The sequence below is a fragment of the Aliivibrio sp. SR45-2 genome (assembly GCF_963890165.1).
Classification (GTDB): Bacteria; Pseudomonadota; Gammaproteobacteria; order Enterobacterales; family Vibrionaceae; genus Aliivibrio; species Aliivibrio salmonicida.
In genome coordinates, this window is sequence record NZ_CAWPRC010000147.1 from 25,021 (window position 1) to 49,028 (window position 24,008).

General features: G+C 38.4%; 28 protein-coding genes. 7 read left to right on the top strand and 21 right to left on the bottom strand.

Going from position 1 to position 24,008, the window contains the following annotated elements; genetic code table 11:
* Positions 1–45: 45 nt before the first annotated feature.
* Together AACV33_RS08265 and AACV33_RS08270 are read right to left on the bottom strand one after the other, a co-directional pair.
* The gene (locus tag AACV33_RS08265; RefSeq protein ID WP_026025413.1) at positions 46–513 is read right to left on the bottom strand and encodes a DUF2780 domain-containing protein; all 468 of its coding nucleotides are present in this window, start codon (positions 511–513) and stop codon (positions 46–48) included.
* 122 nt (positions 514–635) lie between these two features.
* Positions 636–1,256 carry an FKBP-type peptidyl-prolyl cis-trans isomerase gene (locus AACV33_RS08270; RefSeq protein WP_012549231.1) on the bottom strand — a complete coding sequence of 207 codons (621 nt, stop codon included), beginning with the start codon at positions 1,254–1,256 and terminating at the stop codon, positions 636–638.
* A 139-nt stretch (positions 1,257–1,395) separates the two neighbouring features.
* Here AACV33_RS08270 and AACV33_RS08275 point away from each other — a divergent pair, with 139 nt between their 5' ends.
* Positions 1,396–2,058, top strand: coding sequence for a LysM-like peptidoglycan-binding domain-containing protein (locus AACV33_RS08275; protein WP_182700128.1), 663 nt, complete (start codon positions 1,396–1,398; stop codon positions 2,056–2,058).
* 11 nt (positions 2,059–2,069) lie between these two features.
* Here AACV33_RS08275 and AACV33_RS08280 read toward each other — a convergent pair whose 3' ends face one another.
* The 10 genes from AACV33_RS08280 to AACV33_RS08325 form a co-directional block, all read right to left on the bottom strand.
* On the bottom strand, positions 2,070–2,939 hold the full coding sequence (locus AACV33_RS08280) for a DMT family transporter (RefSeq protein ID WP_012549233.1): 870 nt from the start codon (positions 2,937–2,939) through the stop codon (positions 2,070–2,072).
* Positions 2,939–3,391, bottom strand: coding sequence for a GNAT family N-acetyltransferase (locus tag AACV33_RS08285; RefSeq protein ID WP_017021488.1), 453 nt, complete (start codon positions 3,389–3,391; stop codon positions 2,939–2,941). Before AACV33_RS08285 ends, AACV33_RS08280 begins: the two co-directional genes overlap by 1 nt.
* 65 nt (positions 3,392–3,456) lie before the next feature.
* Complete coding sequence (locus AACV33_RS08290; RefSeq protein ID WP_023604025.1) at positions 3,457–4,029, bottom strand: Crp/Fnr family transcriptional regulator; 573 nt, start codon at positions 4,027–4,029, stop codon at positions 3,457–3,459.
* A gap of 9 nt (positions 4,030–4,038) precedes the next feature.
* Positions 4,039–5,811 carry a lysophospholipid acyltransferase family protein gene (locus AACV33_RS08295; RefSeq protein ID WP_182700129.1) on the bottom strand — a complete coding sequence of 591 codons (1,773 nt, stop codon included), beginning with the start codon at positions 5,809–5,811 and terminating at the stop codon, positions 4,039–4,041.
* A gap of 3 nt (positions 5,812–5,814) precedes the next feature.
* Positions 5,815–6,270, bottom strand: coding sequence for a hypothetical protein (locus AACV33_RS08300; RefSeq protein ID WP_026025411.1), 456 nt, complete (start codon positions 6,268–6,270; stop codon positions 5,815–5,817).
* A 52-nt stretch (positions 6,271–6,322) separates the two neighbouring features.
* A complete protein-coding gene (locus AACV33_RS08305; RefSeq protein WP_182700130.1) occupies positions 6,323–6,763 on the bottom strand; it encodes a YHS domain-containing (seleno)protein in 441 nt (146 codons plus the stop codon).
* An 18-nt stretch (positions 6,764–6,781) separates the two neighbouring features.
* Entirely contained in the window at positions 6,782–7,528 is a 747-nt protein-coding gene (locus tag AACV33_RS08310) for an NRDE family protein (protein ID WP_182700131.1), read from the bottom strand.
* A complete protein-coding gene (locus tag AACV33_RS08315; RefSeq protein WP_182700132.1) occupies positions 7,528–8,070 on the bottom strand; it encodes a hypothetical protein in 543 nt (180 codons plus the stop codon). The genes AACV33_RS08310 and AACV33_RS08315 overlap by 1 nt, the downstream gene beginning before the upstream one ends.
* 16 nt (positions 8,071–8,086) lie before the next feature.
* Complete coding sequence (locus tag AACV33_RS08320; RefSeq protein WP_182700133.1) at positions 8,087–9,217, bottom strand: D-alanine--D-alanine ligase; 1,131 nt, start codon at positions 9,215–9,217, stop codon at positions 8,087–8,089.
* Complete coding sequence (locus AACV33_RS08325) at positions 9,217–9,807, bottom strand: DedA family protein (protein WP_182700134.1); 591 nt, start codon at positions 9,805–9,807, stop codon at positions 9,217–9,219. The genes AACV33_RS08320 and AACV33_RS08325 overlap by 1 nt, the downstream gene beginning before the upstream one ends.
* A 126-nt stretch (positions 9,808–9,933) precedes the next feature.
* Between AACV33_RS08325 and AACV33_RS08330 the strand changes: the two genes are divergently transcribed.
* Positions 9,934–10,347 carry a hypothetical protein gene (locus AACV33_RS08330; RefSeq protein ID WP_012549243.1) on the top strand — a complete coding sequence of 138 codons (414 nt, stop codon included), beginning with the start codon at positions 9,934–9,936 and terminating at the stop codon, positions 10,345–10,347.
* 39 nt (positions 10,348–10,386) lie between these two features.
* Here the strand turns inward: AACV33_RS08330 and AACV33_RS08335 are convergent, their stop codons facing one another.
* Positions 10,387–12,357: a bifunctional 2',3'-cyclic-nucleotide 2'-phosphodiesterase/3'-nucleotidase gene (locus tag AACV33_RS08335; protein WP_182700135.1), complete on the bottom strand. Its 1,971-nt coding sequence runs from the start codon at positions 12,355–12,357 to the stop codon at positions 10,387–10,389.
* Positions 12,358–12,736: 379 nt separating this feature from the next.
* Between AACV33_RS08335 and cysD the strand changes: the two genes are divergently transcribed.
* From cysD to cysC, 4 genes are read left to right on the top strand one after another with little or no spacing between them, the layout of a single operon-like run.
* Complete coding sequence (gene cysD, locus AACV33_RS08340; protein ID WP_012549245.1) at positions 12,737–13,645, top strand: sulfate adenylyltransferase subunit CysD; 909 nt, start codon at positions 12,737–12,739, stop codon at positions 13,643–13,645.
* Between the two features lie 28 nt (positions 13,646–13,673).
* A complete protein-coding gene (cysN, locus tag AACV33_RS08345) occupies positions 13,674–15,110 on the top strand; it encodes a sulfate adenylyltransferase subunit CysN (RefSeq protein WP_065612014.1) in 1,437 nt (478 codons plus the stop codon).
* Positions 15,111–15,132: 22 nt separating this feature from the next.
* The gene (locus AACV33_RS08350) at positions 15,133–16,860 is read left to right on the top strand and encodes an SLC13 family permease (RefSeq protein ID WP_182700136.1); all 1,728 of its coding nucleotides are present in this window, start codon (positions 15,133–15,135) and stop codon (positions 16,858–16,860) included.
* A 14-nt stretch (positions 16,861–16,874) separates the two neighbouring features.
* Positions 16,875–17,507 (top strand): adenylyl-sulfate kinase, encoded by a 633-nt coding sequence (gene cysC, locus AACV33_RS08355; RefSeq protein ID WP_023604033.1) that lies wholly within the window; start codon positions 16,875–16,877, stop codon positions 17,505–17,507.
* Positions 17,508–17,550: 43 nt separating this feature from the next.
* Here cysC and AACV33_RS08360 read toward each other — a convergent pair whose 3' ends face one another.
* The 7 genes from AACV33_RS08360 to AACV33_RS08390 form a co-directional block, all read right to left on the bottom strand.
* The gene (locus tag AACV33_RS08360) at positions 17,551–18,447 is read right to left on the bottom strand and encodes a TIGR03899 family protein (RefSeq protein WP_182700137.1); all 897 of its coding nucleotides are present in this window, start codon (positions 18,445–18,447) and stop codon (positions 17,551–17,553) included.
* A 324-nt stretch (positions 18,448–18,771) separates the two neighbouring features.
* Positions 18,772–19,257: a DUF3299 domain-containing protein gene (locus AACV33_RS08365; RefSeq protein WP_012549250.1), complete on the bottom strand. Its 486-nt coding sequence runs from the start codon at positions 19,255–19,257 to the stop codon at positions 18,772–18,774.
* A 9-nt stretch (positions 19,258–19,266) separates the two neighbouring features.
* A complete protein-coding gene (locus AACV33_RS08370; protein ID WP_023604035.1) occupies positions 19,267–20,526 on the bottom strand; it encodes an ABC transporter permease in 1,260 nt (419 codons plus the stop codon).
* On the bottom strand, positions 20,523–21,209 hold the full coding sequence (locus AACV33_RS08375; protein ID WP_182700138.1) for an ABC transporter ATP-binding protein: 687 nt from the start codon (positions 21,207–21,209) through the stop codon (positions 20,523–20,525). The genes AACV33_RS08370 and AACV33_RS08375 overlap by 4 nt, the downstream gene beginning before the upstream one ends.
* A 36-nt stretch (positions 21,210–21,245) precedes the next feature.
* Positions 21,246–21,869, bottom strand: a complete 624-nt coding sequence (gene zrgA / locus AACV33_RS08380; protein WP_065612019.1) for a zinc uptake protein ZrgA — start codon at positions 21,867–21,869, stop codon at positions 21,246–21,248.
* 51 nt (positions 21,870–21,920) lie between these two features.
* Positions 21,921–22,211 carry a DUF2607 family protein gene (locus AACV33_RS08385; protein WP_012549254.1) on the bottom strand — a complete coding sequence of 97 codons (291 nt, stop codon included), beginning with the start codon at positions 22,209–22,211 and terminating at the stop codon, positions 21,921–21,923.
* A gap of 65 nt (positions 22,212–22,276) precedes the next feature.
* Positions 22,277–22,828: a YtfJ family protein gene (locus AACV33_RS08390; RefSeq protein WP_182700139.1), complete on the bottom strand. Its 552-nt coding sequence runs from the start codon at positions 22,826–22,828 to the stop codon at positions 22,277–22,279.
* 242 nt (positions 22,829–23,070) lie between these two features.
* On the opposite strand from AACV33_RS08390, the gene AACV33_RS08395 reads away from it, so the two are divergent.
* Positions 23,071–23,286 (top strand): DUF1107 domain-containing protein, encoded by a 216-nt coding sequence (locus AACV33_RS08395; RefSeq protein WP_035470599.1) that lies wholly within the window; start codon positions 23,071–23,073, stop codon positions 23,284–23,286.
* Positions 23,287–23,354: 68 nt separating this feature from the next.
* On the opposite strand, the gene msrA is transcribed toward AACV33_RS08395, so the two are convergent.
* The gene (gene msrA, locus AACV33_RS08400) at positions 23,355–23,933 is read right to left on the bottom strand and encodes a peptide-methionine (S)-S-oxide reductase MsrA (protein WP_023604039.1); all 579 of its coding nucleotides are present in this window, start codon (positions 23,931–23,933) and stop codon (positions 23,355–23,357) included.
* Between the last annotated feature and the right edge of the window lie 75 nt (positions 23,934–24,008).

Here is a 24,008-nt window from a genome sequence, read left to right on the forward strand (position 1 = left end):
GACAGCGATTATTCACTGTCTTTTTTTATTTCTCTTAAAAAGAAATTATTTCCATAATGAAGTCAGAGAATCAAGCAGGCCTGAGCTTGCGTCTTGTGATGTTAGGTATTGAGTAATTAATGGCGTGAATTGTGAAATAAGCGCAGGGTCTAAGCCTAGAGCAGAAAATGCAGTTTTAACACTGTCCATGTTTGAAATCATACCGCCTAGTCCACCAGGGATAGCACCGGTTAGAGACTCAAGGCCAGGAACCATACTATTTAGTTCTGAGCTTTCAGAGCTTGATAAACCATTACCTGCCATTGCTAATAATGCACCTGCACCACCAGCTGCTTGATCGGCAGAAATACCTAAGTTATCTGTCAACATACCAACAAGAGGGTTTGAAGCGGCTGCTTGTTCTGTTTTTGCTTCATCATCTCCACCACCAAATAAGCTAGATAAGAAGGCATTAGCCGGTGCAGCCGCAGTAAGAGTAATCGCTAAAGTCGATAAAATAAGAGTTTTTTTCATTGTCATTTCCTTTTAACATTATGGTTTTATTTTCGTAACATACCGTTAGAGTATGACATAAAAAAAAGCGATGCCCATAGGCATCGCTTTCTTATTTTATTTTTAATCTTTTTTGAGAAAGATTAAAGAATGTCTAGTAGTTCTACTTCAAATACTAGTGCTGCATATGGAGGGATTGCAGCGCCAGCGCCACGTTCACCGTATGCTAGGTCTTGTGGGATAGAAAGCTTCCACTTAGATCCTACAGGCATTAGTTGAAGAGCTTCAACCCAACCAGCGATAACGCCAGTTACTGGGAATTCAGCAGGTTGGCCGCGTTCTACAGAACTGTCGAATACAGAACCGTCAGTTAGCATACCGTGGTAGTGAACACGTACTGTTTTATCAGAAGTTGGAATTTCACCAGTACCTTCAGTTAGTACTTCATATTGAAGACCAGACTCAAGTACAGTAACTTCTGAACGTAGTGCGTTGTCCGCTAGGAACGTTTCGCCGTCAGCAGCTGCTGCTTTAGATGCTTCAGCACGAGTTTCTTCAGCACGCATGTGAAGCGCTTGAAGTGCTTCGTTGATTGCGTCAACTTCGATTTCTGGCATGTCGCCAGTTAGTGAAGTTGCGATGCCTTTAGCGATCGCTGCAACGTTTAGGCCTTCAAGACCAGATTGTGCAAGTTGTTGGCCCATTTGTAGACCAATACCGTAGCTTGCTCTTTGCTCAACTGTTTCTAATTTAACTTCAGACATGCTGTCTCTCTTTCTTTATATGGTATAAACGGAGAGATAAAGGATACAGAGATCTAAGCTTAAGGTAAACTTTTGTACTTCTTTGCACTCTGATATTAGAATAAAACGTGAGCTAACCAGTTTCGCATGAGGCGATGTCATGAATAAAAAAAAGAAACCGAACATAAAACGTCCTGACTTTAAGGTTCAGTTGGCTGTTGTACAAAAAAAATTAGAACCAATAGCGGCTATATTTTCTCCATTTTGGGATCGTTTACCTGCTTTTCATCAAAAAGCATTGATGGTTTTATTGCCTGTTACATTAGTTTTAGTTTTATTACCAAGTGGTAACCAAGAGGTTGATTCTGCAACGGTTGAAAGTATTTCGCCTACGATGATCCCTGCGGATGAAATGCAGAGACAAACCGTGAGTTTAAATTTAGAAGGGTTGAGTGAACAAGAAGATGCGATTCGTAATGCGCCTTCCCCTTATGAGCTTGAACAAGAAAAATCGGCAGAAGAAATAACAGAAGTAAAAACGTCCCCACAAGAACGAAGCGCTGAGAAATGGCACGATTATAAAATTAAAGAAGGCGATACGCTTTACCAAGTGTTTAGAAAAAATAATTTATCGCTAACTGAATTAAATAAAGTATTGAAAGTTGAAGGGGCAGATAAGCCGTTGAGCAATGTTAAAAAAGGCCAACTGTTTCGTTTTAAACTCAATACTCGAGGGGATTTGGATATCATTCAAATTGAGCGAGAAGGCCAAGCGGTGATGTATTTTAGAATGTCTGATGGCAACTTCGGCCGCAGTAAATAATTCCGACTGATTTATTTCCCTCTTAGGTTTTTGAGCCATGCTTTGGGCATTAGAGGGAAAATAATTAATCCAATCCCTACCAATGTTAAGCTGTCTGGCACTTCATCAAACCACCATACCCCAAATAAAACGACAAAAATTAACCCTGAATACTCAGCCAAAGAAATTTGTGTCGCAGGGGCTTTCTTATAGGCCATCGTTGCCAATCCATTGTACGTAATTATACAACTGGCACTTAACGCTACCCAGAAAAAAGCGTGGAGTGTTAATGGTTGCCAATATAAAAACGCCAAAGTACCTGATACAGGTAAAGACAATAAGGTTGTCCACAGTAACGTCGTAATAACTGATTGTTCGCTGGGTATCCGTCGGATTAAAATATTAAACAGCGCTAAGGTTATCGCGGTCCCGAGTGCAAAAATAGCCGCCCAATGGAATTGAGAAGGTCGGAGAATAATGAGTACACCAAGAAATCCAATTAAGGTTTGAATGATTTTTTTTGTGGATGGTTTTTCTTTTAGTAATAGCATCGACAAAGGGATCATGATTAATGGTGCGGTATAAAAAATGGCGTTTGCGGTGGCTAAAGAAAGATAGGTAATGGATACCACCATGCAACCACTGCCGATTAATACGACATGGGCACGAATCGCCGTCATTTTTATATTGCTTATTTGTCGCTCTGCAGAGGGTTGTTTAATCCAAAAAGGAAAAATAAGCGCTAATGAAACAAGCTGGCGTATAAAAATATACTGAAAAGGGGATACGCCCCCTTCCAGCACCTTTACGGCGACATCTGACAGTGATGCCATCAAATTACCTAAAACAAGTAATAATATGGCCATATTAGTGGGTGATATCTGTGGTTTCAATTGGGTCATTATTTTTCTAAACGCATGTCGACGTGAGGAATATCATCTTCTAAGTACATATCAGAGATAACGGTAAAACCGTGTTTTTGATAGAAATGAGTTAAGTGCTCTTGAGCGCCTATATCAATCGTTTCTCCCGGCCATAATTCTTCACAATGAAGTAATGCTTCAGATAATAATTGATGACCGAGGCCATGACCTCTTGTGCTTTCTTTTGTCGCAACTCGACCAATGCTTACGTGATCATAAGACGTGCCTGGTGGAAGTAATCGTGCACAAGCGACCATTTCATTGTTTTTGATACCAATTAAATGATAAACCCCATCAACGCAATCTTTGCCGTCGAGCTCAGGGTAGGGACACGTTTGTTCGACAACAAAAACATCGACTCTTAAGCGAAGCAAATCGTATAACTGTGGTGTGGTTAATTTGTTAAAAGGAATTTTTTGCCATTGAATCATGATGATGTGCTCTGCCTGTAATATGAAAAGACAAGATAGCAACTTCGACTTTTTTGAGCATTAACTTATGTTAATTTATTTTTTATTCGTCCTTTAATTCTGCTCAAACTGATGTGAGTTATTCCTAAATAAGCGGCAATTTGATAATCAGTTAACTTTTCAATTAATGCTGGGTAGGTTTGGCAGAAGATTTGGTATTTTTCTTGGGGAGAATAAAGAAGCATAAAACGCTCTTTTTTCTCTTTATACATTAATTGCGTTTCTAGCAATTGCAGATAAAAAGGGTGAGATTGGGCTCTCCATGTCTTCAGAAAGGAGATAGGGATTGAGAGTAAGGTGACTGGTGTGATGGTCTCAAGAGTATAAGGCGATGTTTGATTATTAACGAGGCTTTCAAAACAAATAATCCAATCGCCTTGCCAATAAAATTCCTTGCTAAATTGTTTGCCATGCTCTGTTAAATAGGAAGCATGACAGATCCCATCGATTAAAAAATAGAGGTTATCTGTCATGTCATCTTGTTTTGTGATGATTTGTTTTGACGCCAGTTGTGTTTGTTTAGTTTTGCTAATTAATACTTCAATTTCTTTTGCAGTAAAGTCATAACATTGGAGTCGGTTAATAAAATCATTGAGCATTATGTACCATCATTTCGAGTGTATGTTGTTGCGATTGTGTTTTTCAAGGTAGCATATTGCTTCTTCTTTCCCCATGTATTTACTTAATGTTTTGTGTGGAACATTACTCATATCGACCACAATTAATCCATCCAAAGCGTCATTAAAATCTGGATCAACATTAAAGCAAACTAACTTACCATTGAGTCCGATGTATTGGCGAAGTAAAACGGGTAAGCCTTTTCCTTTTTCGATACGACTTAATACTTTTGATAGCAGTTTTAAATCACCCAGTAGCGAAAGCATATCGCCATTCCATACTTTTTTTATTATCGGTTTAAGGGGAGTAGTTGCAGACACTAAGGCGGCTTTTTCATTATCGTAATGATGAATAGTCAGCGTTGATGCAATTAATTGGCGTGCAGATAAGCTGTAATCATTGCTGATACTGACTGGGCCAAATAAATGAGTATATTTAGGTCGCTGATAAACAAAGGTTGAAATCCCTTTCCATAATAAAAGTAATGAACTGACATTGCGCTGGTATTTTTTGGCAACAACAGAGCGTCCTACTTCTATCGAATTGTGTAATGTATTAATGAAGGGTTGTTGGTAGTTGAATAAACTACGAGAGTACAAACCATCAAGTCCAAATTCTTCAATTAATTCATCGACTAATCCTAATCGGTAAGATCCAACGATTTCTTTATTTTCTTGATGCCAAATAAAAAGATGATAATAGTGGGTATCGTATTCATCTAAATCACAAGACAATCCAGTTCCTTCACCGACGTCTCTGAAGGTGACCTCTCTAATTCGTCCAATTTCTTGAATCACAGCTGGAATGAGTTGGCTTTTGGTGCAATAAACGGCAAGCCCACTTTGTTCTAATAGTTTTGCGCTCTCAGGTAATCCATGTATTTCTTTTTCTAAAATATCGCCATCAATAGCGGGCATTATTGGGGATAATGCGGTGGTTTTCACTTCTGGTTGAGGTGTATGGTCTGTATTGGTTGCGAGTAAATAGGTATTTAGTCTTAAATAATTAATGGTTTCAATCGGGGAATTAAATCCTGACAGTTCTTTATGAGAAATAGGGTTGCCGATCGATAGATTAATCGTATTTTCTTTTTTATTGAGCATCTCTCGTCCCAGCATTAATGTTCTTAATAGTGGGTGAATTTTTCCTGCAAGGTAAAAGGTGTGGCTATTTCGTCCATCAATATAAATGGGAACCGTAGTGGCGTTATGTTTCTGTATAAATTTGGTGGCGGAATAGTTCCATCGTTTGTCTGATAATAATTTTGTTTCTTTATTATAGGTAGAGACTTCCCCCGCAGGGAAAATAATTAATACCCCGTTATTTGCTAGGTGCTGATGGGCTTCACGCAGTGCGTTGGCATTGGTCTTTTTGGCTTGTTTTGTTTCAAATACATCGACGCCAATAAATAATTCGCTGATCTCTGGTATCTGTTTTAAATATTCATTAGCCAGTACTTTTACGTCTGGTCGAACGCGTCCGACCATCTCTGCCAATATCACGCCCTCTAAGGCGCCTAATGGGTGATTTGCGACAATAACAACAGGGCCTGTCGTCGGAATAGAGTCTAATTCGCCTTGATGAATATCATACGTGACATCTAAACATTGAAGTGTGTAGCGCATAAATTCAAAGCTGTTTAGCCCTTTAGGTCGCTCTTGATAATGTGTATCTAACCGATTTAACCCCGTGACCCATTCGGCAAAAGATTCACCAAGGCCAAAAGGAGTCACTCTAGGAAGTCGAAATGGACTCGTAACCATACATTATATCCCTTTTGAATTAAGCAATAAGGCCAAAAAACCATTGTCAGACTTAAGATCTCGAACTGAAAGAAATACGCCACACAACCATACTAAGCAAGCCATACCAAAGAGAAGTCCCCCGTCGTAGCCTATAATGTTCCCTACCGAATTAAACTCAGGCATTTGAATGCCAAGAGGGGTAAATAAATGAAAGAAAATCGCGCCACTCATTATTCCAGTTGCCATGATGGCGCCTAAACCATGAAAACGAGTAAATAATAGAAGAGAGGCAATAAGCTCTGCGGTTCCGATTAAATACCCACCATAGACACCAAACCAAGTAACCCCAGACCATTCTGCAAGCACACCAAAAATATGGTCCGTTTCATAAGATCCGGTAAATTTAAAAAACAGTGATTGAATAAAAACAAATGCGATAAAAACAGAAGGGCCATACTTTAGTAATTTTTCTTTCATCATTATTTCCTTTTATGATTTTTGGTTGGCTGTATTTTTTAATTGTGACCGCTTACTTTTCTAGTAGCTTAGGCCAGTTTTTATTGCCTTGTGTGATGAAGCCTTGAATGTCTTTTTCCCATAAGGTTTTGACACCAGAGTCATAATTTAAATACAGCTTTCCATCTACAATTGAAAATTGATTCGGGTCACCAGGCGCGCGGTCATTTTTTTCAGCCACTGCCCAAGCACAAAAACCACCGTATTGAGGTGCATATTTTGTCGGATTTTCGGTGAACAAATTTAAGTTCTCTTGAGAAACGAAATACCAATCAGCATCCATATAAGAGGTGACAAATTCAGATCTTCCTTTTAGTGGTTTTTCTGCAGTGAAGTAACTAACACTGTCATAACCATCAATCGCTTTATTACTAAAGAAGCCAGTATAAATTGCGTCTGAAGCAAAAGAGGATTGACTAAATATCAACATAAATAAACACAATAACGTTTTCATAATCATGACCTTATAATATTAACTGTATGAGTGGGTGTTGTTGTATGAATGGAAAGGAACATCATAGGCCAAATACTTTTTTGTTTGGCATGGTGAGCCTGAAAAATAACGTAATGTATTATTTTCATTATCGACAATGATGTGCGTAAAACTGACGGTTTGGGCATCTTGACGATGCATGCAAGGGGAGCGATGCCCTAGCTTTGCATGATGATGTTGATGGAACGTACTCAGTGTTTGACGGTTTACGCCTGAATCGGTGAGTTCTTTGTATACTGACAAACGGTGTTTAATAACGCTTTTTGCATCCACGGATGAAGAGATCATAGGAGAGCTCGGAGTTATTGAATCAAAGCTCTGTCCATCCCAGCGAAATCCTTTAACGGTATTATTTTCATTAGATGCCGTGGAATGAAAAATTAATAGTGTAAAAGAGGCAAAACGAGAGAAATCCATTTTAGAAAGAACGTGTTGAATTGAATCTATATGATGGCAGGTGGCTAATTCTTTGATAAGCAATCCACGGCTTAACGCGTTATGTGGTGGTGTAGAACCCTGGTAATAATTTAACAGACAGATTGAAATACCGTGATTATTGAGTGAAATCCAACTGCCTCCGCCAACAGGATCAATTGGCATAATGTAATCCACATTATTTTCTTGAAACACCTGAGGTGTTAATGCATCAGAGCGAGATCGCTGTTCGTCACGATTAAAAAATAATTCATATCCTGTAGGTGTGGTGAACCAAGAGACTGTGCACATTAGGCGTCTCCCCGTAAATAGGTCGTTGTTGTCGGCGCGAAACCAAACGTTGATTGCGTGTTTATACCAATGGATAAGGTAATGACTTTTATTAACGCGTAATGATGAGAGGCATGAAGTGACGCAAAGGTTATTTCACGCTCGATACTTGAAAGCATTATATGATCTTGCTTTTTATAAGGACAAACCTCGGTGATCAGAGAGACTTGAGAGGTGAGCTGATCTATCGGGAAATGAGTTAACCAATCTATTGTGTCATTCAGTTCAGTAATGGCGATGTCTTTATTTTTTTCAATCGGATGGCCTCGACGACGAACATTGTAATTAATTGGCTCGGCGGGTTCTTTTTTTATTAATGCTTGAAAAAGATCCAAAATATGACGGAAATGCTCGCCAATAGAACTCTCTACATAGGGCAATGCAAGGTGGATGTAATCACTATCGTTAATTAAATTTAATAGTGTTACTCCTTTTATTAGTTCATCAATACAACCACTAATAACGGGTGACTGATGTACCTCTTGTGTTGCGAGTGTTGGCATTAAAAACTCCTTTTTATTAATCGGTCGATGGATATTGAAGAGTGAGTTGTTTCTCTTCTTTCCATGCCGCCAATAGTTCTTTTATTTTTGGGGAGTGATGACCTTGTTTTTTTTGTAGTGCGCCAATTTCAAATAATATTTTGTATTGACGTAATAACGTAGAAAAAATCGTTTTGAGTGGGGTGTTTCTATCCCAGATATGTGCGGCTTCACTGCTCGCGCCATTAATCTCTAAAATGGTAAAATCATCGCCTTTCATTAAAGATTGAATGTCTTTGAATTTCACATCTAGCCTACCGTAGTGAAATCCCTCTAAATCATTAAAAATCTGATCTAAACGTTCCGCCAATTGATCGGTGATGTATTGATTGCCATCTCTAAAGATAGAGCCTCGGCTATGGCTTCCAGCAAAGGCAAGTTGAAATTCTTTTCCTTCATCTAAAACCATGTTTATTTTTTTTTCATGACGGGGTAAATATAAGTGGGCTAATTGGCCCGCTCTGCTGTCGTTTTCGATTAATTGTTTTAATGTGCTGATGCCATCACCAACCACGAGGGGAGAGTACTTAAGCGTGATGGAAATTATTTTCCCTTTTTTCTCATTTGGGTAACGCACATAGAAAATCCCTGCTTCTGCTGCGTAAGGTGCTTTTTCTTGAATTAGAAATCGAGCATTAATAGGAAAAGAATTAAAATAATCACTTAACTGTTTTGGCGATTGAATTAATTTAACGCCAACACCGCGACAGCCTAAATCGGGTTTAGCGACCACAGGAAAGGACAATTGATGTTGGTTCATTTCATCAATGGCGTTTTGAGTTTGTTGTAAAATAGGATCGTTCGTTGTTGTTATCGTCGTAAAAGGCGATATCCATTGCTGAGCGATTGGCCCTGCTAAGTTTAAAATATCGTGTTTAGACTCACCAACCATGCCACTTAATTTAATTGATGGGTTAGCAATAAGAGGCAACGTAAAATCAAAGTGTTTTAGGCCAAGAAAAAAACTCTGAATGACCACGGGCGTATAAAAAAACCAACTTGGTAGAAATTCATAAGGAGACACACTTCGATGCGTGTCTGATTCGAGTTCTGGCATTCCTGCGTTTATATGACCTTTCGCTATTGTATTGATGGTGTTATTTATCATTAGGTCAATTCCTTTGAAATTTTCTTTTTTGCTATTCGATTTGTGGCAAATAAAACCAATGTCATTATCGGTATTAATAACCATTGGTGCTCACTCGCTTTGATCCAACTGCTGCTACCTAAAAAATACACACTAGGAAACACGAGTGCAGTCCAAACGGCAGTAGCACTCATTACGGCAGTAAGAAAGGTAAGAACCCGAATATGGAATACACCACTTAAGGTAAAGCCTATTGTTCTAAGACCGGGGATAAATCGAATGATGAATAAATTAAGCATAGGATTAGATTGGAGTTTTTTCCTTAAGTAACGCAAATGAGCGTTGGTTAAGGTTTTATATCTAAGTAGGCGAAAACGTGTAGAGAGCCGACCTAAAAAATACAAACTAAGATCCCCACTGGCAATACCAATAAAAGCGGCCAATAGGCCTATCATAGGCGTCACTATTTCTTGGGCTGATAAACTGGCGGCAGTCACAATGGCCAGATCTTCTAATAGGTAAGAAAGTAAAATGATCCCCACAAAGATAGAGAGCTCTGAACTATGAGACGTAAACAGTGCTTCTTGTATATTTGCGACTAAATCATTCATAACTCTTCCTTCTGAGTATTTTTATTTAGAGTGGCACTCTATTAAAAAAATGTAAATATATGTTTCTCATTTGTTTTAATTTGAGCTTATGATTAACAATAGGTTCCGTTTATATTTGGTTTATGTATGAATAAAAGATTTTGGTTACACCTTGGCACGGCGATTGGGCTGTTTGGGTTTTTCTTTATTGCGGCTTTTGTTTTTCATATTTATGAAGTTTTTTACTTCTTTTCATTTTTGGCTTACGGCGTTTTAATTTTTAATCTATTAAGTGCCATTGTCTATGCGGATCAATGGTTTCATTATGTTCTTTGCAGTGTGCTATTAATTATTTTAGGGACGTTTGCATCGATAGATGTATTATCCGCAAGGGATGAATTACTAACAAATTGGATAGAGGCGGAGTGGTTAGGGTTAACGGTCAAAAACAGTGATGATTACATTCAAGTTATTTTAATTCTAATTAATATTTTTACGGGAAGCTTGGCTGCCAATACGCTATTTTATGGATTATGTAAAAAAAATAGCACCGTTAAATAACGATGCTATCTTATGTAATCAGAGTAAATCAGTATTGAATTATTTACTTAGATTAATGTTATAAACGGCAAAACCAACATCGTCTGTCGCGACTTGTTTCATTGGGTATTGACCATTATCTTTAATGAATTGAGTTGCCTTTTCTGTTGGTGAAGTTTCAAAACGGATATCCAGATTTTCCCCTCCTTCGATTGGAGCGAAAGACCAATTATTATCAGCACTTGGTTGAACTTGACCTTCCTCTTTACTTACTCGTGAAATGTAGCTAGCAAGAACGGTACGGTTTTCATCTGGAGAATCGAACGCGATAAAGTCCGTTCCTGTTCCTGGGAACTTGCCGCTGTAAGCTCGGTAATTGTTAGTAGCGATAAGGAAATCTTGTTTCGCATCAATTGGTTTACCTTGGTAAGTAAGCCCTACAATTCGCTCTGAGCCTTCGTTGATTAAGTTACAGTCACCATCGTATTTCGCTGGTTGTGTTACGTTGATCTGATAATTTACGCCATCGATTACATCGAAGTTATAAGTACGGAAGCCATCCCAATCAATTAACTGTTGAGGTGCTGTGCTGTTGATGTCGATTTGTTTAAATTGACCAGCAGAACACTCAAGCCATTCTTTGACTTCTTTACCCGTTACTTTCATTGCAACAAGTGTATTCGGGTATAGGTATAAATCAGCCGCATTACGGAACGTTAATTGGCCTGATTCAACTTCAGTGAAGTTTGTTGGGTCATTTCCACGACCACCAGCTTTAAATGGCGCTGCAGCAGAAAGTACAGGAGTACCATCTAAATCAGGATCCCCTTGAATGAAACGTTCAACGTAATCTTTTTGTGCAAGGTTAACAATTTGCACGGTTGGATCATCTTGAACTAAGGCTAGGAAGCTGTACATCACATCATCAGCTTTACCAATAGGTTGGTTAACAAATTCACGAGTGCCTTTATGATCCGCTTCTAATGCTTTAACAATCCCTTCATCAGCAGCAGCTAATGATTTGTTGTTTTCTTTATCAAAGATAGGGCGAGCTTCTGTTTGGCTTTTTGCAACAATCCATTTGCCGTCTTTCTGTTCAAGGGTTAAATCCATCACACCAACATGGCTACCCCAACGTCCAGGCATCACTGCGGCAACGCCATTTATTGTGCCATTTACGTTATCGATGCCTTGCATGTTATCAAACCCTTTTCCTGGGAAGACGGCATGAGAGTGACCAAAAGCGATCGCATCAATGCCTTCTACCTCAGATAAGTAGTAAGTCGAATTTTCTTCGCCTTGTTTATATGGATTAGTAGAAACACCTGAGTGAGGGATAGCGACAATGACATCTGCGCCTTCAGACTTCATTTGAGGAATGATTTCATTTGCGGTTTCAATGATGTCTTTTACGAAGACTTTTCCTTCAAGGTTTTTCTTATCCCATACCATGATTTGTGGTGGCACAAATCCGATGTAACCCACTTTAATGTCGTGTTCTACACCCGCTGTATCTTTAAATTTGTGCGTTTTAATAATGTATGGTTTGAAGTAATGTTCTTTTGTTTTTGCGTCATACACATTGGCATTGATGTAAGGGAAGTTGGCATCGTTAATGGATTCGGCTAAGAAATCTAAACCGTAATTGAACTCATGGTTACCGATGTTACCGGCATCATAGCTTAATTGATTCATCGCTTTATATGCAGGGTGAACTTCCCCTTCTTCTAATCCTTTGTCTGCCATGTAGTCACCCATTGGGCTACCCTGCAGTAAATCACCATTATCAACTAAAACACTGTTTATCACCTCACCACGAGCTTCTTTTACTAATGTTGCAGTGCGCGCTAAACCAATTTTTTGCGATGGTTTGTCTTTGTAGTAATCGTAATCCATCAGATTCGTGTGGATATCCGTTGTTTCTACAATACGCAGTTTAATCACTTCATTTGTTTCTGCTGGTGTACAGCCTGAAAGGGTTAATAAGCCACCCAGTACTGCTAGCGATAGAGGTTTAATAGACAGTTTCATAGTGTTCTCCAAAGGTTATGATCATAAAAGCGAAATTAAGATAACAGATTGATTGTATTGGAAATGTAATTGCTCTTTTAATGTGTGCACTTGATCTCGTTTCTATGTGCGTTAGGGGAATGAGTACGTCATGTATTCAAGTTAACGCTAACGTTGTAATGCTGGTATTTATACGCACGCATCATCTTACTTTTCTGAATTTATATTTGTGAAACTGATAGGATTTTTAGAAATGGAATTGATATTAATGATACCCGTTAGTCTTAAATCGAATAAAAAATGAATTTTTAGAATTTCAGGTAATAAATGAAGACGTCTATAGTGGTTTTATTGGAATGAGAAATCGCCATCCCCAATTTAGCCTAAAGGACAATATTACATGGACGCAAAACGATTAACCCACCTCCAGCAGCTTGAAGCGGAAAGTATTCATATTATCCGTGAAGTCGCCGCAGAGTTTGATAACCCAGTGATGATGTATTCCATTGGTAAAGATTCTTCGGTTATGTTGCATCTTGCTCGTAAAGCTTTTTATCCAGGAAAAATTCCATTTCCGCTTCTTCATGTTGATACGGATTGGAAATTCAAAGAGATGATTGAGTTTCGAGATAAAACCGCTAAAAAATACGGGTTTGACTTATTAGTACACAAAAACCCTGAAGGGATAGAAATGGGGATTAGCCCATTCGTACATGGTTCTTCAAAGCACACCGATATCATGAAAACTCAAGGTCTGAAACAAGCGTTAAATCAGCATGGATTTGATGCTGCATTTGGTGGGGCTCGTCGTGATGAAGAAAAGTCTCGAGCAAAAGAGCGTGTGTATTCTTTCCGTGATAAAAATCATACGTGGGATCCAAAAAATCAACGTCCTGAATTGTGGAATACCTATAACGGTCAAGTAAATAAAGGTGAAAGCATTCGTGTTTTCCCATTATCAAACTGGACGGAATTGGATATTTGGCAGTACATCTATTTAGAAAGTATCGATATTGTTCCGCTTTATTTAGCTGAAAAACGCCCAGTAGTTGATCGTGATGGCATGTTAATCATGGTTGATGATGAGCGAATGGAGCTAAAAGAAGGGGAAAAAATTGAATACAAAGACATCCGCTTTAGAACATTAGGGTGTTACCCATTAACTGGGGCGGTGGAATCCAAAGCAAACACCTTGCCTGAAATTATTGAAGAAATGCTGGTTGCTACTTCCAGTGAGCGACAAGGGCGAGCCATTGATCATGACTCATCTGGATCGATGGAACAGAAAAAACGCCAAGGTTATTTCTAAATATTAAATCAGGACAAGGAAGATAAATATGAACAGTGCAGTAGAACAAGAACTTGCAGAGTTAGGAATCGAAGCGTATTTAAGCCAACATCAACATAAATCAATGCTGCGTTTTTTAACGTGTGGTTCGGTAGATGATGGAAAAAGTACGCTTATAGGCCGATTACTTCATGACTCAAAACAAATTTATGCGGATCAACTGGAAGCCGTGCATGCTGACAGCCAACGCGTAGGGACGACTGGCGAACGCCCTGACTTAGCATTACTTGTTGATGGCTTACAAGCAGAACGTGAGCAAGGCATTACGATTGATGTCGCTTACCGTTATTTTTCAACTCAAAAGCGTAAATTCATTATTTCTGATACACCAGGACATGAGCAATACACACGTAATATGGCAACGGGTGCATCAACGTGTGATGTCGCTGTTATCTTAATCGATGCTCGTAAAGGTGTGTTAGATCAAACTCGTCGCCATTCCTATATCGCGAATCTCTTAGGTATTCGTCATTTTGTGGTGGCGGTGAATAAAATGGATTTGGTTGATTATTCTCAATCTCGATTTGAAGAGATTAAAGAAGAATATGTAACGTTTTCTAAAAAACTTAATAATCCTAATTTGGATATTTCGATTCTGCCGTTATCAGCATTAGAAGGCGATAACGTAGTAAATCACAGTGCCGCACTTGCTTGGTATAAAGGTGCCCCATTATTAGAAGTGTTAGAAGACATTGATATTGATGCTGATAGAGGGAATGGTGAATTTCGTTTCCCTGTGCAATATGTTAATCGCCCTAATCTTGATTTCCGAGGTTTTTCGGGTTCGGTGTCTTCTGGTGAGATAAAGGTTGGTGATGACATTATTGCTTTGCCGTCAGGTAAAAAATCAAAAGTAGCTCGTATTGTGACGTTTGATGGTGATTTACCTTCGGCACAAGCGGGTCAGGCCGTGACACTCACGCTAGAAGATGAAATTGATATTAGTCGTGGTGATCTATTGGTTAAATCGACATCTAATCTTACTGCAACGGATCAATTTAAAGCCGAAATTGTTTGGATGACAGAAAAAGGGTTACAGCCTGGACGTCAATACGACATTAAAATAGCAGGCAAAAAAACGGTCGGTCAAATTGATACTATCCATCATCAAGTCAATATTAATAGCCTTGATACGTTTGTTACCGATGAGTTACCTCTTAATGGTATCGGGTTATGTGATGTTTCATTAACTGAGGCGGTGAGCTTAGATCGTTATCAAGACTGTGCTGATACTGGTGGGTTTATCTTTATTGACCGTTTAACGAATGTGACGGTAGGGGCTGGCATGATCCAAAACCTATCTGAGTTGAGTGATGTCGCTCCTATCAATGATAATGTCAGTGCTTTTGAAGTGGAATTAAATGCGTTAGTTCGTAAGCATTTTCCACATTGGGGCGCGCAAGATATTTCGAAGCTCTTAAGTTAGAGTTAAGAGTAAGGTAATTACTATGCCGTGGGAACAAGGATTCGTTCTAGCTTTATTAACTCTTATTATTGTGAGTTTATTGGCGAGTAAATTAAAACCAAGTGTGATTTTTGCAGGGTCTGCATTTATTGCCTTTATGGTCGGAATGATTGATTTGCCAAGCTTGGCAAAAAACTTTACTAATTCGTCATTATTGACCTTGGTGTTATTGATCCTAAGTTCTTGTGCACTAGAAAAAACGCGCCTTATCAGTTGGGTAGGGCGTTATATTTCAGAGGGAAGGTTAGGGAGTGTGGTAGGTAAATTAGGTCTGTCGACTGCCTTACTTTCTTCTTTTACCAATAATACGGCCGTTGTGGTGTCATTAATTGGTGCTATCAAGCGTAATCAACGTCACGCGCCTTCTCGCCTTTTAATTCCTCTTTCTTATGCGGCTATTTTAGGTGGCACACTTACGCTTATTGGCACATCAACCAACCTAATTATTAATAGTTTTGTCGAAGATGCTGGTTTACCGAGTTTAAGCTTTTTTGCTCCGACTGCGATTGGTTTAGTTGTACTTGCTGGCGGGTTATTAATTTTAATCCCACTAAGCTATTTATTGCCGCAATATGATGATGGTAGTCAAGATGAGTTACCTTACTTTTTAGAAGCTCGGGTTGAAGGGGCTTCTCCTTTAGTGGGTAAATCGATCAGTGAGAATAATCTTAGAGCTTTACGTAAACTATTTTTAGCGGAAGTGATTCGAGAAGGAAGAACGATCACTTCTGTTGATCCTGACATGATATTACTTGCTGGTGACCGGTTATTGTTTTGTGGTGATATAGAAAGCGTGACCACGTTACAAGAAATTAATGGATTAACTTTATTTGGTCAGCATCATTTAAATGGTCAGAATTTAATTGAAGTGGTTGTCAGTCAGTCGGCTTCTATTCGTGGGAAAAGTATTAAATCGGCACATTTTAGAGAGCGTTTTGATGCCGTTGTTGTTGCTATCCGTAGAGGGCATGAGCGCCTTGAAGGCGGGCTAGGGAAAATAGAATTACAAGCTGGGGATACGTTAGTTCTTGTTCCTGGGAAAAACTTTGAACAAAGTAAACAACAGCTTAAAAGAGAATTTGTCATTATTAGTGATTTAGATTCTGCCGCAAAGTTGGATGGTGATAAAAGCACCTTTGTTCTATTAGGATTCGCGAGTGTTATCGCTGCGGCCTTATTGGATGTATTTCCGATCATTAAAGGGTTGTCAGTTTATTTATTAGCGATGTTTGCGTTTGGTATCGTGAGCTTAGGTGAATTACGTCGTCGCTTTCCTATTGATATTGTTGTGATTGTTGGTGCGGCATTATCTATTGCTCAGTTAATGTTATCTTCTGGTTTGTCGGTTCAATTAGGTGACATGTTTATTGAATTATTTAATGGCTGGGGGGTGATGGGGGCATTGATTGCGGTTTACCTTATTACCTTAGTATTGACTGAATTGATCACCAATAATGCAGCGGCTGCGCTGGCATTCCCCATTGGCTATAGCATGGCACTTGGTTATGGTGTTGATCCTATGCCATTTATTATGGCGGTATTGTTTGGAGCGAGTGCTAGCTTCATTTCCCCTTATGGATATCAAACCAATTTATTAGTTTTTAGTGTTGGTAATTACACTTTGCTTGATTACGTAAAAGTAGGGTTGCCAATGTCAATTATTTATTCGGTGTTAGTGCTGTCTTTAATCCCTCACTTTTTCCCATTTTAATTCAAGGATGATATATGACTACGGAACAAACGAAAGAGCGCCAAGTAGTGAACGATGAAAATGTGGTTTGGCATCAATATTCGGTGACAAAAGAAACTCGCTCTGGTCTTAAAAAACAAAAGCCAGCGGTTCTTTGGTTTACGGGATTATCGGGAGCGGGTAAATCAACCATTGCTGGTGCATTGGAGGTGAAGCTTGCCGAACTTGGTTATCACACGTATTTATTGGATGGTGATAATGTTCGTCATGGTTTATGTAAAGATTTAGGCTTTTCTGATCACGATAGGCAAGAAAATATTCGTCGTATTGGCGAGTTGGCAAAATTGATGTCTGATGCGGGGTTAATCGTATTAAGCGCCTTTATTTCACCGCATCGAGCGGAAAGACAAATAGTCAGAGAGTTATTGCCTGAAAATGAATTCTTAGAAGTGTTTGTCAATACATCACTTGATGAATGTGAAAAACGAGACCCAAAAGGATTATACAAAAAAGCACGGGCAGGAGAGATAAAACATTTCACGGGGATTGATTCTGATTATGAACAACCGCTAAATCCTGATATTGATTTATTGGCTGGTACACAATCGATTGATGAGTTAGTAGAGCAATGCTTGGCGGTATTAAAAGAAAAAAATATTATTCAATAAGCACAAGCAGCAGGAGATGTTTTTCTTCCTGCTGTTTGTGATGCTATACCATGGTTGATATTGATGTTTTTACATCAGTTTCAACCATGAATTTTTGGCTTAATAAACCGGTTAAACTGTCGTAATAACTGTCATTAGGTTTATTACCAAGTAATTTACACAGCTCTGCGCCAGTAGGACTAAAGCGGTAATAAATTAACCTTGATCCTTTTTGCATCGGTTTAATTGCTAATTGTTTACCTTGATAGTGCAAAGGTAGCGCGGGTTCAAATTCAATTTCCCCAGATTCTAATTCCGTTCCTAGCAGTAAGCCGAGATCAATAAGCAGCAATAAACTGGAATAAGGTAATTTGTAATTACCTAGATGTATTAACTGCGGGCCTTCTGTTTTGTAGAGAGTAAATAAAGTACCTGCGCACTTATAACCAAGTAATAATTTTTTGCTGTTGTCTTGTCCAAAGCTACACGCTAATGAGGCCGCTCGTTGAAATGTTTGAGCCTCACGCTGTGTCATGTCCTTTAATACTTTCAATGCTTTCATGGATGTTGCTCCGGGAGAGACAACCTCTTGTTTGAAAATTTGACTCCATAGACGTTGCATTGATGGGTCATGAATGTCTTTTGCCATTTCAAAGAAGCGATGAAGCCAATCAGGATCAGGATCTCCAGCGGTTTCATCACTACAGTAACCATGTGCGTATTTTATTATTTGCTCTAAATTATTTTGCTGTTGTTCTCGTAGTAACTTCTCTCTATAAATAGCCCGTTTTAATAGAGTTTCTTCTGGTTTTGGTGCTTGAAGCTTTGCACCAAGCCCTTGTTTAATCGCAATTTCTTTAAGGCGTCGTTCACTGCTTACTACGTAATGTTCTTTTTTATGTGTCGCTTTTTCTTTGCTGTTTTGGGCGTCATTAACGATGACATTTTTTTTATTATCCATGGGTACGCCTAACGTCGATTAACACTGTCTGTTTTATATAGTATCGGTAACTAAAGATAAAAACTTTAATCTAAGGAAAGTAATGAGAATTTTTTTGAAAAAAAGACACGAAAAGGAAATAAATAAAAGGATGAATAAATGATAATGATTTGTTAAAATTAAGTGAGTTTTATAATTTATCAGTGAGGTAGTGATGGGAGATATAAATCTAAAAAAAGTGTTATTTAGTGCAGTTTTAATTGTTAGCTATACCGTTGCGCTAGTTTATCTCTCTGGGTTTATATAAATCATCAAGATAAACCAGCGTTAATGAGTTGATATTAGTTATTCATCATCATATTCTTCTAAGCGAACCCCATCAATAAGATAGCCTGTTTCTGCGAGTTCACTGTCTATCGTTTCTGTTTTTAATGTACCTACGATATAAACGACATCCCACAGTTGTTGAATTGGCGCCCCTTTTTTAAATTTCACATAAATAATTTGATTGGGTGGCGGCGGTGGCACATGAATGCAGGCACCAAAATAAGGCACTAATAAAAATTCAGTAATCATTTTATCATCCCCTTCTAATGGAATAACAAAGCCTGGAATTTTTACCATACTGCCATTTAATTCTTGCCTAACACCACCAACAAGAGATTGTTGCATTTGCGCGCCATTATGATTTACTTTAGGCATTCCTATCGCATCAAATTGATGTCTTTCCTGCTCTGGAACTAAATCAATCCAATCTAATTTCAATACCTCATCACTAAATGCACTAAAGGGCAAAAGTAATAATAAGCAAAGTAAGAGTTTCTTTTTCATTATTTATCCTTAAAGTCTTATTGTCATACCATCACTTAATGAGTGGCGATACGCTTGTATTGCTGGAATAACACCAATAATAAAACCAGAGCACAAGACGAGTGCGAGTAATTTTAATTCATAAAGTGTGGGTAAGGTGAGCTCTATCGCAATGCCGTAATACTGCTGAATGATTGGCTGCAATATGCTTAATGAGAGGTAAAGACCTATTAGGCCTACGATGATCCCAAAGCTTGTAATGACAACTGCTTCGCTTACTAATAATATAAAAATATGTTTAGGCTGCGCTCCCATCGCTCTTAAAATTGCCATTTCTCGGCGTCGTTCTTGAAGGCTAGTGAGTAGGCTGGTGAGCATTCCCATTAATCCAGCGGCAACCACAAAAATAGAAACAGCTAATAGCGCTTGCTCAGCAATTGACATCATTCCCCATAATTCGTGTAAAGCAATACCTGGTAAAATGGCACTAAGTGGTTCTTTGGTATAGTCGTTAATGTAGCGCTGCAATGCAAATGTTTGAATTTTTGATTTTAGACCAAGCATAAATGCCGTAATTTCGGTTGGTTCAAATTTTTGTTTTTCTAATATTTTAGCATCGGGTGTATTTCCTAAGTGCGCACCGCTTTCCCATCCAACATGGATGGCAGAAATTGCACCTAAAGACACATGTAACGTTTTATCTACTGGCGTCCCTGTTGGCTTTAAAATACCAACAACCGTAAAGGGCAGCTTATCGTGACGGGTAAATGATTTATCACTAATACCATGAGCAATAACGAGCTTATCACCTAAATGATAATTTAATTTTTGTGCCACATCGGCGCCTAATACGACATCAAATAAATCGTCGAATGGCTTTCCTTCTTTAAAAGCCAGTGGTTGTTTTTTTCCATATTGATAAAAGCGAAAATAATCTTGATTCGTTCCCATGACTCGAAATCCTTTATGGGAATCTCCAAGAGAGATTGGTATTGACCATTTCACTGCCCGCTGGCTGATTATTTCTTGATAGCTTTTCCAATCAATATTATTTGTCGCGTTACCAATGCGAAAAACAGAGTAAAGCAAGAGGTTCACTTGACCTGAACGTGCGCCAACAATTAAATCTGTGTTTGATATGGTATTTGCAAAGCTTGTTTTAGCTTGGGTACGAATACGTTCAACACCGACTAATAACATGACAGAGATAGCGATAGTAGCAACAGTAAGTAATACCGTGGTCTTACGGTTTTTAAGGCTTTTCCAAGCCAATTGCAAAATGCCTATCATGAGTATTCTCCCGCGGTGTTTAAGGTTCTTAAATCAATACTTTGATCAAATAAAGACTCTAAACTTGGGTCATGACTGACAAATAACAAACTAGACTGACTGTTTTCACATTCATTCATGAGTAATTTAATAAAGGCGAAGCGTGTTTCATGGTCGAGGGCTGAGGTCGGCTCATCGGCAATAATAAGTGTTGGCTTCCCTATAAACGCTCTCGCTGCTGCAACTCGCTGTTGTTGGCCAATACTAAGATCAGTAATCGGTCTATCAAAATGAGAATGAGGTAATTGGAGTTGAGTTAACAGGCGTTCCGCTTCTTGGCGTAACTCTTTTTTAGACAATTTGCTTTTTGATGAAAATTGATAAGGCAGCACAACGTTATCAATTACGGATAGGTAGGGAAGTAAATTAAATTGTTGAAAAATATAACCGATATTATCCGCTCTAAAACGATCTCTTTGGTTCGATGATAAATGGTTAATATCAGTACCATTAATGATAACGGATCCTGACGTGGGAGAAACTATTCCGGTTAACAAACTTAATAGTGTTGATTTACCGCTGCCGCTTGGCCCTTTAATAAATAGCTTATTACCCTGTTTTTGTGAGAAAAAGGGAATGTTAATCGTTAGCTCTTTTTGATTAGGCCAATGAAAAGTGAGATCGGATAATTCAATAATATTCATCGTAATTATGGCGATGTTACCATCGCCATACCTAAGCTATAGAGTGATAATCGGAGAATTTGGAGTTAACGTATCAGCTTTTTGTCCCGCATCACCTAAATATTGAATCGTCATTTTTTGAGTGTGCGTGAAATGAGTGAACCATTGAGTTTCAATGTTATCTAGCTTCGATATTGCTTCACAATGATATTCATATTGAGCGTTAAATTCTCCGTGCTTGCTATGTTCTTTGTGGTGTTCACCATCATGCTGGTCGTGGTCGTGGTCGTGGTCGTGTGGCGTTAAATTATGAGAGACATGGGCTTCTTCTAAAGTACATTTAGCTTCTGCTGGTAATGTAAAAATAACACTTGGATTATTTAGTGTTTTTACGGCCTCAGATAGAATTCGTTTTTGTGTGTCATCTTTCGGTGCGTGCTCAAAGCCCACAACATCAGCGCCTGGTGCTGTGATTTCAAATAACAGATGATCGCCATCTTGAGCGATGTTTGTTTCGACTACGCCATGAACATGAGCATCGTGATGACGATGTTCACTTTCATGTTGCTGATCTCCATCGTGCGCGTGGTCATGCGTATTTGCATTCGCAGCATTAGAAATTGAAAATAAAGAACTTGAAATGGCAAGGCTAAGTAGTATTTTTTTATTACGGATAAGCATAATGGCTTCCTATTATCTAAGAGTTATAAATGAATTAATGTATTTATTGAGTTAGAGAATAGAAAAAGGAGGCGCACGTGAATGTACGGTGATAGATGAAGGGTTACTATTTTCCACACTAGTAAATGTAGACGATATTATTAATTGAGGGATTATTGGAAGAGAAGCAACATGGGCAGTAATTCCTGACCCAATGGAGTGGAACATTTGGCAATGGTGATTTTCATGGTGCTGTATATTGGTATCAATTTGATGATTAGCAACCAAAATACCAAACAGCGCGAGAAGTATGACTAAACTCCAATTTAACCAGCGCTGTTTAGTAAAGAAATACGATTGCATTATACTGCCCTAATTGAATGAGTAGTAAATGTAATAATATAACATTTCATAAGCAAGTAATTTGTTTACAATTGAGCGTGAATTAATGAGATAACTTGCTTGATTTCGTCAGATGTTAATTTTCCTTCTTTCACAAAAAGAACATTACCTTCTTTATTTTGAACGATAATTGCAGAGCTTTCTGGCTGAAGACCCCACGTTTTTGCTGCGGTTCCATTTTCATCAAGAACCATCGAAGACCATGAGAACTCTTCTTTACTTTCTTCAGCAGAGGACTTTACAAATCCCCCAGTACCCCAAATGGAATCGTCTTGATTAATAATCGTTGTCGTTTGATATTGTGTTTCAGGGAACTTTTCTAATGTAATGGCACTCATAAGCTCAGTATTCATTGCTTTAGCGCTACTTCGACCAGCAATCGCTTGTAATACTCGAACCTTACCTTTTAACTGTTCTGAATCCCAAGGTTGATAGGTTGCCGCGGAATCTTCAAAAAAGATTTCACCGTAATTATCAATGGAAACAGTAGGTACTGTTTTGTTCAATGTAATGTTATGAGCAAAACCGAGTGTTGGTAATAAGCAAGCGGCAAGAGTAAGTAGGGTGATCTTTTTCATTTTAGTTATCCTTAGAAATTGTTGATGTAGTTTAGTTCAGCAGTGCTTAAAAAGCGATTCGACCAGTTTTCTTATAAATGAATATTGGTTAATAAACAGTAAAGTCCAGCTTGAGGTATGCCGTTTTGTACACTATAATGTTACGGAAATGTTTCGATAACATTACTTTAGATAAGATACGCCTGAATGACGGTTGTGTATTTTGATGGACTAAAATGAAACCTTGTACGGATTATTGAGGTATGGCTATGTTTAGAAATTTTAAGGCTTATAGACCACTGCAAGTGGCACGTTTCGTAAAGATTCTCTTTAAAGGGCAAATTCATATTGAAGGCGTAGGCACTTTTGATTTTGATGAAGGAAGAATATTAATGCCATCTTTAGAGAATAAAAGAATGTTGTCTGTTATGAGTGAGGTAAACCAACATATTCGCCAGCTTTCTCTGATGCCTGCATAGTAGCGTAATGAAATTATTAATAAAAAAGGTGCTCAATAATGGGCACCTTTTTTATGCTATAAAAAGAATTAAAGAAAACACACGCCAGTTCCGCTTAATCCACAGTAACCATTTGGATTTTTGGCTAAATATTGTTGATGGTATTCTTCTGCGAAATAAAAATCATTTGCAGGAGTAATCTCGGTTGTTATTGGTTCTTCTATTCCCTGTTGAGATAGAGCGTGTTGGTATTGTTTTTTCGTGTGTGTTGCTATTTCTTGCTGGTTTTTATCATAGGTGTAAATAACGGATCTATATTGAGTTCCAATATCATTTCCTTGGCGCATTCCTTGGGTTGGGTTATGCGTTTGCCAAAAAGAGTGAAGCAATTCTTCTAAGGAAATGAGCGCCGGGTTAAAAACTACTTTGACGACTTCTACGTGGTCAGTTGAACCTGAGCAAACGTCTTTGTATGTTGGGCTCTTGGTTTTACCACCGCTGTAACCTACTGCTGTGGAGTAAACGCCAGTTAGTTTCCAAAATAAACGTTCAGCACCCCAAAAGCATCCCATGCCAAAGAGTATTTGCTCACAACCAGTAGGAATTGATTCTATATCATGCTGAGAAATAAAATGTAGTGGCTGTACTGTGTGTTTTTCCATCGTCATGTCGCATCCTTTAACTGAGTAATTTAGAAGACATTTGCCTTGTGCTACTCTATAAAACGAGTAAATTACCATGAC

Coding starts and splice junctions, on each gene's coding strand:
- AACV33_RS08290 (WP_023604025.1), bottom strand. CDS start 4,029: ATGCTCAATGATTTTATTAACCGACTCCAATGTTATGACTTTACTGCA.
- AACV33_RS08310 (WP_182700131.1), bottom strand. CDS start 7,528: ATGTGCACAGTCTCTTGGTTCACCACACCTACAGGATATGAATTATTT.
- zrgA (WP_065612019.1), bottom strand. CDS start 21,869: ATGCTTATCCGTAATAAAAAAATACTACTTAGCCTTGCCATTTCAAGT.
- AACV33_RS08330 (WP_012549243.1), top strand. CDS start 9,934: ATGAATAAAAGATTTTGGTTACACCTTGGCACGGCGATTGGGCTGTTT.
- cysD (WP_012549245.1), top strand. CDS start 12,737: ATGGACGCAAAACGATTAACCCACCTCCAGCAGCTTGAAGCGGAAAGT.
- AACV33_RS08360 (WP_182700137.1), bottom strand. CDS start 18,447: ATGGATAATAAAAAAAATGTCATCGTTAATGACGCCCAAAACAGCAAA.
- AACV33_RS08385 (WP_012549254.1), bottom strand. CDS start 22,211: ATGCAATCGTATTTCTTTACTAAACAGCGCTGGTTAAATTGGAGTTTA.
- AACV33_RS08295 (WP_182700129.1), bottom strand. CDS start 5,811: ATGGTTACGAGTCCATTTCGACTTCCTAGAGTGACTCCTTTTGGCCTT.
- AACV33_RS08395 (WP_035470599.1), top strand. CDS start 23,071: ATGGCTATGTTTAGAAATTTTAAGGCTTATAGACCACTGCAAGTGGCA.
- AACV33_RS08315 (WP_182700132.1), bottom strand. CDS start 8,070: ATGCCAACACTCGCAACACAAGAGGTACATCAGTCACCCGTTATTAGT.
- AACV33_RS08285 (WP_017021488.1), bottom strand. CDS start 3,391: ATGATTCAATGGCAAAAAATTCCTTTTAACAAATTAACCACACCACAG.
- AACV33_RS08270 (WP_012549231.1), bottom strand. CDS start 1,256: ATGTCTGAAGTTAAATTAGAAACAGTTGAGCAAAGAGCAAGCTACGGT.
- AACV33_RS08305 (WP_182700130.1), bottom strand. CDS start 6,763: ATGAAAACGTTATTGTGTTTATTTATGTTGATATTTAGTCAATCCTCT.
- cysC (WP_023604033.1), top strand. CDS start 16,875: ATGACTACGGAACAAACGAAAGAGCGCCAAGTAGTGAACGATGAAAAT.
- AACV33_RS08365 (WP_012549250.1), bottom strand. CDS start 19,257: ATGAAAAAGAAACTCTTACTTTGCTTATTATTACTTTTGCCCTTTAGT.
- cysN (WP_065612014.1), top strand. CDS start 13,674: ATGAACAGTGCAGTAGAACAAGAACTTGCAGAGTTAGGAATCGAAGCG.
- AACV33_RS08375 (WP_182700138.1), bottom strand. CDS start 21,209: ATGAATATTATTGAATTATCCGATCTCACTTTTCATTGGCCTAATCAA.
- AACV33_RS08320 (WP_182700133.1), bottom strand. CDS start 9,217: ATGATAAATAACACCATCAATACAATAGCGAAAGGTCATATAAACGCA.
- AACV33_RS08390 (WP_182700139.1), bottom strand. CDS start 22,828: ATGAAAAAGATCACCCTACTTACTCTTGCCGCTTGCTTATTACCAACA.
- AACV33_RS08275 (WP_182700128.1), top strand. CDS start 1,396: ATGAATAAAAAAAAGAAACCGAACATAAAACGTCCTGACTTTAAGGTT.
- msrA (WP_023604039.1), bottom strand. CDS start 23,933: ATGACGATGGAAAAACACACAGTACAGCCACTACATTTTATTTCTCAG.
- AACV33_RS08370 (WP_023604035.1), bottom strand. CDS start 20,526: ATGATAGGCATTTTGCAATTGGCTTGGAAAAGCCTTAAAAACCGTAAG.
- AACV33_RS08300 (WP_026025411.1), bottom strand. CDS start 6,270: ATGAAAGAAAAATTACTAAAGTATGGCCCTTCTGTTTTTATCGCATTT.
- AACV33_RS08350 (WP_182700136.1), top strand. CDS start 15,133: ATGCCGTGGGAACAAGGATTCGTTCTAGCTTTATTAACTCTTATTATT.
- AACV33_RS08265 (WP_026025413.1), bottom strand. CDS start 513: ATGAAAAAAACTCTTATTTTATCGACTTTAGCGATTACTCTTACTGCG.
- AACV33_RS08280 (WP_012549233.1), bottom strand. CDS start 2,939: ATGACCCAATTGAAACCACAGATATCACCCACTAATATGGCCATATTA.
- AACV33_RS08325 (WP_182700134.1), bottom strand. CDS start 9,807: ATGAATGATTTAGTCGCAAATATACAAGAAGCACTGTTTACGTCTCAT.
- AACV33_RS08335 (WP_182700135.1), bottom strand. CDS start 12,357: ATGAAACTGTCTATTAAACCTCTATCGCTAGCAGTACTGGGTGGCTTA.